The organism is Roseovarius sp. TE539 (assembly GCF_003298505.1).
In the GTDB taxonomy this organism is placed as follows: domain Bacteria; phylum Pseudomonadota; class Alphaproteobacteria; order Rhodobacterales; family Rhodobacteraceae; genus Roseovarius.
Window position 1 is genome coordinate 120,411 of the sequence record NZ_QNGB01000011.1, and the last position, 10,787, is coordinate 131,197.

Sequence of the window (10,787 nt, forward strand, 5' to 3'; positions counted from 1 at the left end):
GACCTAAGAATGCGCAAAACCGACGCCGAGGACGAAAGAGTTCCGAACGCGGCGCGGGATGGGACGGGCACATGTCACGGGCGTGGCGAAACTACCGGGACACGGAACACGACTTCCCGACCGAGGTCGTCCTGCAAGCGCCGCCCGGGTCCTGCGAAAGGCGCCGCGCCGCCGGGACATCATCCGCCACCGACTCCGCCCCGCTCCGGTTGTCGGTCACCGGGGCATCCGCGGTCATGTCCCGTGGCGCTTCGGCAGGACGTCCCGCTTCGGACAGCTTTCCATCCTTTGCAACAAGCCCGTCCCGGTCTGTTCCGGCGCCCCCGGGCTCCGGCCCTTCGGGAAGGACCGGCGCTGCCTGCGCACCCGCAAGCCGGGTGCGAACCGTTTCCGCATAACCGGCCATCGCAAGATCGCCGAAGGGCTTGCCGGAAACCCGGCTTTGTGTCACGTAATCGGCCGCCGTCACCGCGAGTCCGGCGACAGCGACAAACCCGAAGGCGAAATAGTTTGCCATGTCATACCTCCCTGGCGGACCAGGTTCTGGGAATGGCCCGCGATCCGGGCCAAACTTGGATGACAGCGTGCAATCTTCGCGGCGCGAAGCTATTTGCCGAGCGCGATGCCCTCACGCCGCGGATCGGCGCCACCGCGCAGGACCGGCCCGACCGAGATCGCATGGAGACCCGAATTGAGCCCGCGCAGCCGGATATCAAAACCAAGCGCCTCAAGCGGAGCGGCGAGGTCTTCGGCGCGGGTGCCCGCCTCGATGTCGAAGGTACCGAAACGGTTGACCAAGTGCGGCAGGGCCACTGCCTGCTGTACATCCATCCCCCAGTCGAGATGCGCGATGATGGTCTTGGCCACGTAGCCGATGATGCGGCTGCCGCCCGGGCTGCCCACCACGAGAACCGGCGCCCCGTCGCGCATCACGATTGTCGGCGCCATGGACGACCGCGGGCGTTTTCCGGGCTCCACGCGATTGGCCACCGGCACCCCGTCCCGGTGCGAACGGAAGGAAAAATCCGTCAACTCGTTATTGAGGAGAAAGCCGCGCACCATAAGCCGTGAGCCAAAGGCGTTCTCGATGGTGGTGGTCATCGAAAGCGCGTTGCCATACGTGTCAACAATGGAAATATGCGATGTGGAGGGCCGTTCCATCGCCGCGTTGTCAGCCCGGTTGAGCGCGTGATCAAAGGCCGGTTTGCCCGCCGAGACGGCATCCAGAGCTTGTGTGCCTTGCAAAAGCCGCGCCCGTCGCCCAAGATAATCGGGCTCAACCAGCCCCTTGACCGGAACCGGCACGAAATCGCTGTCGGCCATGTACCGCGCGCGATCCGCGAAGGCCAGACGGCTGGCATCTCCGAGAAGCCGCCAGGCAAGGGCCGAGTCAGGCCCCATCCCCGACAGGTCATACCTGTCCAGCATGCCCAGGATCTGCCCCACCGTGAGCGCCCCCGAAGACGGCGGTCCCATCCCGCAGACGCGGTGCCCGCGATAGGCCGCACAGACCGGCGCGCGCTCCTTGACCGCGTAAAGGGCCAGATCGGTTTCGCTCAGCAGGCCGGGATTGCCGGGTGCATTGCGCACCGTCGCGACGATGTCGCGCGCGATGGCACCCGAGTAGATGGCGCCGGCCCCGTCCTCGGCCATGCGCCGCAGGGTTTCGGCATATTCAGGATTGCGCAAGGTATGCCCCGCCGCCAGCGGCGTCCCGCCCGGCAGGAAATAATCCCGCGTTTCCGGAAAGCGGGCAAGACGCGCGGCGTCGCGTTCGACCAGAGCGGCAAGCCGGGGGCTGACCCGAAAGCCCTCCTCGGCAAGGCGGATCGCGGGCGCCAAGAGCGCCGGCCACTCGGCCCGGCCCCAACGGACATGCGCAGCCTGAAGAAGCGCCGGCGTTCCGGGCACACCGACCGAACGCCCGCCCACGACCGCCTCGAAGAACCCGAGGGGCTGTCCGCGCGAATCGTGGAACAGGCGCGGCGTTGCCGCCAACGGCGCGGTCTCGCGGCCGTCGAGCGTTGTCATTTCGCCTGTCGCAGCATCCCACCGCACAAGGAAGGCACCGCCCCCGAGCCCGGAACTTTGCGGCTCGACCAGACCCAGAACCGCCTGAGCGGCAACCATCGCATCCGCCGCCGTACCGCCCGCCGCCAACACGTCTGCGCCCGCTTCGGCCGCTAGAGGATGGGCCACGGCGATCATCCAGTCCCGCGCCTGCACGGGGCGACCGTCCGCCTTGCGCCCTTGCGCTTCCAGAACGCGCGCCGACCCGTCCGGCGTGCCTGCACCGCCGGTTTCGGGCTCGACACCATCTGCCGCCTGCTGTGTCCATGCGCCCGCGGGCACGAGGACCAAGAGCAGGAGTGTCAGGCAAATCCGGTATCGCATCTTCCCGTCTCCAGCCCGGGCCACAGTCACAACATCGCCGGGACGACCTGATCGGGCGGGCGGTGCCCGTCGTCGAACGTCTTGATGTTGACCAGGACCTTTTCGCCCATTTCCACACGACCTTCCAGCGTGGCCGATCCCATGTGCGGTAACAGGAAAACGGTTTCAAGCTCCCGCAGCCGGGGATTGACCTCAGCCCCGTGTTCATAGACGTCGAGGCCCGCACCGGCGATCTCTCCCGCCCGCAGCATTCGTGTCATGGCGTTCTCGTCGATCACCTCACCGCGCGAAGTGTTCACGATCACCGCTTCGGGCTTCAGGAGTTTCAGACGCCGCGCGTTCATCAGGTGAAAGGTGGACGGGGTATGCGGGCAATTGATGCTGATCACGTCCATCCGCGCCACCATCTGGTCCAGGCTTTCCCAATACGTCGCGCCCAGCTCGTCCTCGATCTCGGGGCGCAGGCGGCGGCGGTTGTGATAATGGATCTGCATTCCGAAAGCCGCGGCGCGTCGCGCCACAGCCTGCCCGATCCGGCCGAGCCCCAGTATGCCCAGCCGACGGCCCCCGACGCGCCGCCCCATCAACGCGGTCGGCGAAAAACCCTCCCATTCTCCCGAGCGCATCACTGCCATGCCCTCGGGGATCCGCCGCGTGACACCCAGGATCAGCGCCAGCGTCATGTCCGCGGTGTCCTCGGCTGAGACGCTGGGTGTGTTGGACACCAGGATGCCGCGTTGTCGCGCGGTCTGGACATCAATGTGGTCCACGCCGGCGCCATAATTGGCAATCAGTTTCAGCCGGTCCCCCGCCTGTGCGATCAGGCCGGCATCAATCGTGTCGCAAAGGGTCGGCACAAGCACGTCGGCCGAACGCACCGCTTCCGCGAGTTCCTCGCGGGTCATCGGCGTGTCATCGTCGCGCAGGCGCACGTCGAAAAGCTCCTCCATCCGCTTCTCGACCGTCTCGGGCAAGCGTCGCGTTACGACAACACTCAGGCGTGCAGTTGGCATCGCACCTCTCCTCGTTCTTCCAAACACCGCGCGTTACTGCCAGAGTGACGCAGGAAAAGTCGGGGCACAAGAACCCCGCCGGAATTTGACGGGCAGAAAGCGGATAGAGGCGATGAAATCAATTGCGGTCTGCGCGGCGCTTCTTGTTGCCGTTGTCGCCGGGGCTGCGTCGGCGCAGGATCGCGGCCCGATCACCAACCTGCCATTGCCACGCTTCGTCTCGATGAAGGCGGTCGAGGGCAACGTGCGGCGGGGGCCAAGCCGGACACACCGGATCGACTGGGTGTTCAAGCGCCGCCATGTCCCGCTCCAGATCACGGCCGAATACGGACATTGGCGGCGGGTGCGTGACCGTGACGGGGCCGGGGGCTGGATGCATTATTCACTGCTGTCGGGGGCGCGCACGGCACTTGTCGAACAGGACATGCTGGAGATGAAATCCCGCCCGGACCCGGATGCCATGACCGTTGCGCGTCTCGAACTCGGAGTGATCGCCCGCCTCGAGGAATGCCGGCACGCCTGGTGCCAGGTGTCCACTGCCGGGTACGAGGGGTGGGTTCAAAGGGACCGGCTGTGGGGGGCAGCGGCAGCATCACACGGTGACTGACCGCCCCGCGCGGAATCATCCGCCGCCCTCCGTCGCGACCTCGGGCAAACCGGCCGGATTTTTTGAAACCCGCCTCTTGCACAGCCGCCGGGACCGGAGTAGGAAACCGGCCACTGCTGGGGTGTAGCCAAGTGGTAAGGCAGCGGTTTTTGGTACCGTGTACCGTAGGTTCGAATCCTACCACCCCAGCCAGCGCCCCTAAATACTTATTTTTCAATGAGTTAGGCGGGAACTGGTTTCCGCCTCCGGAACACTTTTCCGGATCATGGATCTGTCTCATCTTCGGCTCTTTTCACATCGACGAGTCGATCAGGGCAGAAAGGTTGCAACACCTGACCGTCAGAACGGTATAAGCAGGACAGCACACCCCACCCTCACCATGACTGCACCTTGTAGAATCGGCACAGGACCCGTCATCGTTTGTCTATGTGCGGACGTTTCATAGACCCCAACCTGCGCGGCACCGAGTTCGAGTTCAGCGAACTCAAGATCACGCCATATCCGCGCCGGTTCAACATCAAGCCGACGCAGGAGGTCTATGTGTTCCTGGGCCAGGAGCTGACCTGCGCGCGATGGGGCCTGATCCCGAGCTGGCACAAGGGCGATCTGAAGGACTGGCGCGCCAGCACGATCAACGCTCGGATCGAGGATGCGGCGACCAAGCCCAGTTTTCGCGGGGCGTGGCGCTATGGCCGCTGCCTGATCCCCGCAGGCGGCTACTTCGAGTGGACCGGCACCAAGAGCCCCAAGCAGCCGCATTTCTTCTCCAGCGCCGGTAACGAGGAGACACTGTGGTTCGCGGGCCTCCTGTCGGTCTGGAACGATCTGCGCACCAGCGCGATCCTGACGCGTGCGGCGAATGACACCGTCACGCCGATTCATGAACGCATGCCGGTGATCCTCAACAGCACTGAGCGTGAAGACTGGCTGTCAGGGTCCGACCGGACCGACCTTGGTGAAGGCTACCGCGTCAAGCATCACGCGGTTGCGCGGTTCGGGATCAGGGATGAAGGAGAGGCGCTGATCGAGCCGATGGCATGACCTCGCTGAACCAAGTGCACCAGCTACCCGGCAACTACTCCAAGCATGTCTTGCACCAGCATCCTACGAGCGAAATGCGCTGCAACACACTCGTATATATGGGGTAGATGCTAACCTATCAGCCCTCCCGCGCCGCTCTTTGCGCGCGCTTGAAGAAGTGCCGAGTAGCCTGCTCGCGCGCGTCCTTATCGGTCATGACGATGTTGCGCATCTCGTTGTCGTTCTGAAACATCTTGACCATGCCCTGGAAGAACGCCTGCGAGAATGCGTTGTAGACCACGTCAGCGGGGTTGTTGCGGACCATCTCGGTCATGTCCTCGTCCATGATCTCGCGGGTGACGCGCTCGAAGCGAAGGAAGTCGTCGCGCGAGAAGCTCGTCCCGTGCCGCTCGTTGAAGGAGTCGATGATCTCCGAGAGCGACCGCTCCTCCTCCTCGGTATAGGCGTTCGCACCGAACTCGGTGATCGGATCGAGCGTGGCAGTCTCACACATCGCAAGCCTGCGAACGATCTCTACATACTACGCGCCAGCGCTTCGGCTTGTTTTATGACCAACTTCACCGCTTCGGCCTGAAGGTCTGGCGGATATCCATATCGCCGAAGGATACGTTTCACGGAAACGCGCATTTTCGCCCGCACATCATCGCGTTGCCACCAATCCACGCCGGAATTCTCCCGAACGGACCTCACGAGTTCAGCCGCGATCACCTTGAGCCGGTCGTTGTCCATGACTTCGACGGCGCTCTCGTTCTGCGCCAAAGCGTCGTAGAAGCTCCTCTCTGCCTCAGACATGTCGTCCTCAGGCTCGGCGCTTAGGTCTTTGGCCATGCCGATAAGCTCTTGAATGACCTGAAGGGCGTCGACGCTTCGGTTGTGATATCGTGCGATCGCGTTCGTGAGGCGCTCCGAGAACTTCTGGTTCTGCACGACGTTGCCCCTAGTCCGGGCCTTGATCTCTCCATTGAGAAGCTTCTTCAGGGCTTCGACCGCGAGATTCTTGTGCTGCATGTGCTGGATCTCGAGGAGAAACTCCTCGGACAGAACGCTGATGTCCGGACGATCAAAGCCACACGCGTCGAGGATGTCGACCACCTCCGTGGATGCAACGGCGCGATTCAGAAGTTGCTCGATCGCGAAATCCGGCGAGGAATTCCGCCCGCCGCCCCCCTTCAAGTCGAGCTTCTGAAGAGCCGATCTGACCGCGAGGAAGAACGCAACCTCTTCCGCGTGCGCCTTGGCCTCCGGTGAGCCGGCCGCCAGCTTGAATGCGTGGGCCAGGGCCGCGACGGCATCGAGAAACCGCTTGCCGAAGTCCTTGTGGCCCTCCCGCCCGTCGTCGCGCGCCTCTTGAAGAACATGGTCCGCGGCCGCCGGGAGGATATCCAGGCGATCGGCTGCCGTGCCTCCGAGGACCTGAGAGTAGTCGAAGCCATGGAACAATCCGCGCGCAACCTCAAGCGCACTCAGAAAGGCTGCGACAGCCTCCCGTTCATCGACACCGGTCTGGGCCTGGTCGCCCAGGGAATAGTGCGCGAGGGCTTTCTTCAGATCGGCGGCGAGACCGATATAATCGACGACGAGACCGGCGGGCTTTCCGGCGAAGACCCGGTTCACACGTGCGATTGCCTGCATCAGTCCGTGTCCCCTCATGGGCTTGTCGACGTAGAGCGTGTGCATGCAGGGCGCATCGAAGCCGGTCAGCCACATGTCACGCACGATCACCAGCTTCAGGGGGTCACTCGTGTCCTTGTATCGTTTCCTCAAGGATTCCAGCTTCGCCTTACTGCGAACATGCGGCTGGAAATTCTGAGGATCCGTGGCGTTTCCAGTCATGACGACCTTCACCGCACCAGACTCGTCGGTTTCAGAGTGCCACTCAGGGCGAGCCGCCACGATGCGCTTGTAAACCTCGACGCAGATCCTGCGGCTCATGCAGACGATCATCGCCTTGCCATCGATGGCTGCCAGGCGGGCATCGAAATGCTCGAGGATGTCGGCGACTACCGCATCGAGACGCGGGCCAGCCCCTACCAGTTTCTCGATCTGCGACCACTTCTTGGCTGCGGCTCCTACCTCGTCCTCGGGCAGCGCCTCGGTTGCCTCATCGAATTCCTCATCGAGACTGTCGCGCACCTCCTCGGCGATCTCTACACGGGCCACGCGGCCTTCGTAATAGATCGGCACGGTCGCACCGTCTTCAACGGCCTGCGCAATATCGTAGACGTCAATGTAGTCGCCGAACACCGACCGGGTATTCGCCCCGACCAGTTCCACGGGTGTGCCGGTGAAGGCGACATAGACCGCGCGGGGCAAGGCCGTGCGCAGGTGATGCGCCAACCCATGCCGGACCTCACCGGTCTTATGGTTCATCCTTGCTTCGAAGCCATACTGCGTGCGGTGCGCCTCATCGACCATGACGATGACATTGGAGCGATCGGTGAGCTCGGGGAAATCCTGGCCGCGCTCGGGCCGGAACTTCTGGATCGTCGAGAACACGATACCACCCACCTGTCGGTTCAGCAGCGTCTTCAGCTCCTCGATGCTGTCCGCTTGAACCGGCGTCTCGCCAAGAAGGTCCTTGCACCGACCGAATGTGGCGAACAATTGATTGTCCAGGTCGTTGCGATCGGTAAGAACCAGCACCGTCGGGTTCTCCAGGTCCGGCAGGTGCATTGCTCGCCCGGCAAGAAAGGTCATCAGGAGCGATTTCCCAGAGCCCTGAGTATGCCAGATGACGCCGCCCTTACCGTGGTCGCCGCGCGCAACGAGGATCGACTCCATGGCCTTCCGGACCGCATGGAACTGGTGGTAGCCGGCCGTCTTCTTGATTGGTCCCTTCCCCTCGTCCTCGAAGACGGTGAACCAGCGCAGCATATCGAGTAGAACGGACCGGTTCAGCAGCCCCTCGGTCAGCGTGTTCAGAGCGAGGCCTTCACGCTCCGACAGGATGGTCTCGCCATCAACGGTTCGCCACCGCATGAACCGGTCGAGGCCCGCCGAGAGCGTTCCATATCGTGCGTTCAGCCCGTCGGAGATCACCGAGAAGACCGAGGTTCGGAAGAGGTTCGGAATATCGGCCTTGTAGGTCTCGATCTGGTTGAAGGCCGCGTCGATGTCGGCCCCCTCGGTGCCCTTCAGTTCGATCACAATCAGAGGCAGGCCGTTCAGGTAAATCACGACATCCGGGATGCGCGCGTTCTTACCGACCATGTCGACCTGGTTGAACGCGTGCCAGGCGTTGTCATCGTCATCCCAGTCCACGAGCCGCGCGCGATCATTGCGCTCTTCGCCACTACGGAAGTAAGTAATGGGGACGCCGCCGGTCATCAGGCCGTGCAGGCGGCGATTCTCTGCCATGAGGTCACCGGCGAAGGTCTCGTCGGTGACACGGGTCATTACCTCCTGCACCGCGCCGTCCGGTAAGTCCGGATTAAGTCGGCGAACGGCCTTCTCGAATATCCCCCTCAAAATTGCCTCGTGGAAGCTGCGCCGTTCCGGGTCGCGCTTCTCAGGCGAGATCTCCGCCCCGGAGGCGGCGGCGTAGCCCAGCCCAGCCAGCTTTTCCATCATGAAGTCCTCGAGGTCGGATTCCGAGTTCCAGGCCATCACGCACCACCAGGCTTCATGCGCGCCGCCAGCCCCCGAACAGGCTCAGAGAATGCCTCGTCGATCTTCCGGTAGTGGTCGACCAGCCAGGCGATCATCTCCGGCCAGTTCTCCTTGCTGTAGCCCTGGACCGGTGTCTTGCAGACAACCATGCTGACCTTCTTGTCGTCGATCCGTCGCCATTCGAGTTCCTCGCCGACGGTCTGCTCATGCGTCTCCCTGTTCTCGGCAAGCTGGTCGAAGAGCCATTTGTTCTCACTCGGGTCAGATCGGTTCAGCTGGAACTCGACCCGCACCTCATGCCGCAGGAAGATCAATGTCAGTGTGACGCCAGAGACGCCGATGCTGGAGTTCAACCAGTGATCGCGCGACGGGGTGATGTTCTGCCATCGCTCCAGGCCTGCGCTGCGGAGCGCCTCCAGGGCCTGCTCCCAAAATTCGAGCCGCATCTGGTGGTTCCACTTCTGGGCCCCCTTGGCCGTCTTCTCCTCGCTGTCCTTCTCGGCCATCCGGATCATGTAGTCGGCGGCCTCCGGCGTCGGAATCACCTGCTGGAGGTCAACGAAAGTCTCCTCGCCGAACCGGTAGGGCACGACCTTGACGCAACGCGCGTCAATCTGGTGCTCGCGCAGCCAGAGCACCGTGGCCGTCACTTCCCGCCGGAAATTCGCGGCGATGAATACGACGCGCTGGTTGGTGCCGTCGTTCAGCACGACCTCGTCCAGCGTGTCCTCGCCGAGGAACTCGCAGATCAGCCCGGCCGCGTCGCCGCCGCCCTGGCGGTCGAGATACTGCTGAAAGATGCCCACGATCTCGGCCTTCTTCAGGCTCGAGCAATAGGCGGCGTATTTCAGGGCCTGCCAGACGACATCCCGACCGGAATCGTCAAGCTTGTTCTCAATGATGACCAGCTGCCCGGCCCGGTCCAGTGCGAGCAGATCGAGCCGCTCTCGGGTGCCGTCGAAGCCGTCGAACTCCTTCTGGATGATCAGCAGGCCGTCCTCGCCCTCGCTCATCGCCTCGCAGAGGGCGTCCGGCATGGTGGCGAGCCATTCCTGAAGATGCTCCCGCTCCCGGAACCCGACCTGCGCGAAGCTGGTTCGCTCGAGCTTGCGCAGGCGGTTGGCGGTGCGATCAATCTGGAACATGGTTACTCCTCGAAATGTCGCACTGATAGTCGAGCGCTTGCCTCGATAATGCGACTGCCACCAAGTATTCGCCGACAAGACTTTCCCTCTCACGATCAGAGAAACGCTCCATCAACCCAAGGAATATACTATGAATTGGCATTAGCGACCGTCCAGATTGAGATACACCTCTGGCTCCCCGTATCTCAATTTGAACGCCTTCAGCCATGCACTGACCTCTTCTGGATCAAATGCACCGTCAGGCGTAAGCGCCAGCTCCACGACGCGACACGTTTCGCCAGAGGGGTTCATTCGATCATCCCAGATATCTGCCTGCAGACCGACGCATTCATTCGAAATACTGATCTGCACTGTTGCGTAATCCTCAAGTTCCTCAACATCCGGGTTTTGAGGAGGGTAATGCTCCGTCCACGCCAGTGAAACTTGGAAGTCGAAAGGTGTCCGGGCGAGTATGCTCTCCAACGCATGCACCGCGGCCTCACACGTAATCCGCACTTCGAAAGATCGACTGTTGACCGTGCCCACGTTGCGAAGGATTTCTTCGAGGATGTCTGCGTCCCTCCGGGAGAGCATCCAGGCGTCATCGACTTCGTCTGTCATACGACCTCCTCGACCTGTTTCTCGGCCTCGCGGATGCGGAGTTCGCCGGACATGAGGCGCGGGAGAAGGGAGTCGCGGAGGGCGGCCAGGTTCGCGTTCTCTGCGCAGAGGCCCGCGAGCCTATCGAACCATGTTCCGGCGAGGTCGCGGAACGCGCTCCGGACCGGGTCTGGCGCGACCACACACGGCAGCGGCCGGAAATTCTTCTTCGAAATCTCCTGGAAGGTCGATCCGTTCGCGTTCGCCAAGACTGTGAATCGGCATGCAAAAGTGACCCACTTGGGTGGGTATGATCATCTAAAACTGACCCACCTGCATTGTTAACATCCGTGCGCTTTGGCACGGAGGAAGAGCAGGTGTTACTGATGGAAACGTCAA

Annotated in this window: 10 protein-coding genes and 1 tRNA gene; 3 read left to right on the top strand and 8 right to left on the bottom strand. The window is 62.6% G+C overall.

Annotated features, from left to right (window positions below):
* Positions 1–91: 91 nt before the first annotated feature.
* The 3 genes from DQW77_RS09210 to DQW77_RS09220 form a co-directional block, all read right to left on the bottom strand.
* Complete coding sequence (locus tag DQW77_RS09210; RefSeq protein WP_113257917.1) at positions 92–517, bottom strand: hypothetical protein; 426 nt, start codon at positions 515–517, stop codon at positions 92–94.
* Positions 518–606: 89 nt separating this feature from the next.
* Complete coding sequence (ggt, locus tag DQW77_RS09215) at positions 607–2,394, bottom strand: gamma-glutamyltransferase (protein ID WP_113257918.1); 1,788 nt, start codon at positions 2,392–2,394, stop codon at positions 607–609.
* Between the two features lie 26 nt (positions 2,395–2,420).
* Complete coding sequence (locus tag DQW77_RS09220) at positions 2,421–3,407, bottom strand: D-glycerate dehydrogenase (protein ID WP_113257919.1); 987 nt, start codon at positions 3,405–3,407, stop codon at positions 2,421–2,423.
* Between the two features lie 112 nt (positions 3,408–3,519).
* Between DQW77_RS09220 and DQW77_RS09225 the strand changes: the two genes are divergently transcribed.
* From DQW77_RS09225 to DQW77_RS09235, 3 genes are all read left to right on the top strand, one after another.
* Complete coding sequence (locus DQW77_RS09225; RefSeq protein ID WP_113257920.1) at positions 3,520–4,014, top strand: SH3 domain-containing protein; 495 nt, start codon at positions 3,520–3,522, stop codon at positions 4,012–4,014.
* A gap of 117 nt (positions 4,015–4,131) precedes the next feature.
* Positions 4,132–4,206 (top strand) — tRNA-Gln (locus DQW77_RS09230).
* 234 nt (positions 4,207–4,440) lie between these two features.
* A complete protein-coding gene (locus DQW77_RS09235) occupies positions 4,441–5,055 on the top strand; it encodes an SOS response-associated peptidase (protein ID WP_113257921.1) in 615 nt (204 codons plus the stop codon).
* 118 nt (positions 5,056–5,173) lie between these two features.
* Here DQW77_RS09235 and DQW77_RS09240 read toward each other — a convergent pair whose 3' ends face one another.
* From DQW77_RS09240 to DQW77_RS09260, 5 genes are all read right to left on the bottom strand, one after another.
* Complete coding sequence (locus tag DQW77_RS09240; protein ID WP_113257922.1) at positions 5,174–5,548, bottom strand: hypothetical protein; 375 nt, start codon at positions 5,546–5,548, stop codon at positions 5,174–5,176.
* A gap of 20 nt (positions 5,549–5,568) precedes the next feature.
* Positions 5,569–8,661 (bottom strand): type I restriction endonuclease subunit R, encoded by a 3,093-nt coding sequence (locus DQW77_RS09245; protein WP_113257923.1) that lies wholly within the window; start codon positions 8,659–8,661, stop codon positions 5,569–5,571.
* Entirely contained in the window at positions 8,661–9,809 is a 1,149-nt protein-coding gene (locus DQW77_RS09250) for a DUF4268 domain-containing protein (protein ID WP_113257924.1), read from the bottom strand. The genes DQW77_RS09245 and DQW77_RS09250 overlap by 1 nt, the downstream gene beginning before the upstream one ends.
* A 141-nt stretch (positions 9,810–9,950) precedes the next feature.
* Positions 9,951–10,409: a hypothetical protein gene (locus tag DQW77_RS09255; protein ID WP_113257925.1), complete on the bottom strand. Its 459-nt coding sequence runs from the start codon at positions 10,407–10,409 to the stop codon at positions 9,951–9,953.
* Positions 10,406–10,657, bottom strand: coding sequence for a restriction endonuclease subunit S (locus tag DQW77_RS09260; protein WP_113257926.1), 252 nt, complete (start codon positions 10,655–10,657; stop codon positions 10,406–10,408). The genes DQW77_RS09255 and DQW77_RS09260 overlap by 4 nt, the downstream gene beginning before the upstream one ends.
* Positions 10,658–10,787: the final 130 nt, after the last annotated feature.

Coding starts and splice junctions, on each gene's coding strand:
- DQW77_RS09235 (WP_113257921.1), top strand. CDS start 4,441: ATGTGCGGACGTTTCATAGACCCCAACCTGCGCGGCACCGAGTTCGAG.
- DQW77_RS09220 (WP_113257919.1), bottom strand. CDS start 3,407: ATGCCAACTGCACGCCTGAGTGTTGTCGTAACGCGACGCTTGCCCGAG.
- DQW77_RS09210 (WP_113257917.1), bottom strand. CDS start 517: ATGGCAAACTATTTCGCCTTCGGGTTTGTCGCTGTCGCCGGACTCGCG.
- DQW77_RS09255 (WP_113257925.1), bottom strand. CDS start 10,409: ATGACAGACGAAGTCGATGACGCCTGGATGCTCTCCCGGAGGGACGCA.
- DQW77_RS09250 (WP_113257924.1), bottom strand. CDS start 9,809: ATGTTCCAGATTGATCGCACCGCCAACCGCCTGCGCAAGCTCGAGCGA.
- DQW77_RS09240 (WP_113257922.1), bottom strand. CDS start 5,548: ATGTGTGAGACTGCCACGCTCGATCCGATCACCGAGTTCGGTGCGAAC.
- DQW77_RS09225 (WP_113257920.1), top strand. CDS start 3,520: ATGAAATCAATTGCGGTCTGCGCGGCGCTTCTTGTTGCCGTTGTCGCC.
- DQW77_RS09245 (WP_113257923.1), bottom strand. CDS start 8,661: ATGGCCTGGAACTCGGAATCCGACCTCGAGGACTTCATGATGGAAAAG.
- ggt (WP_113257918.1), bottom strand. CDS start 2,394: ATGCGATACCGGATTTGCCTGACACTCCTGCTCTTGGTCCTCGTGCCC.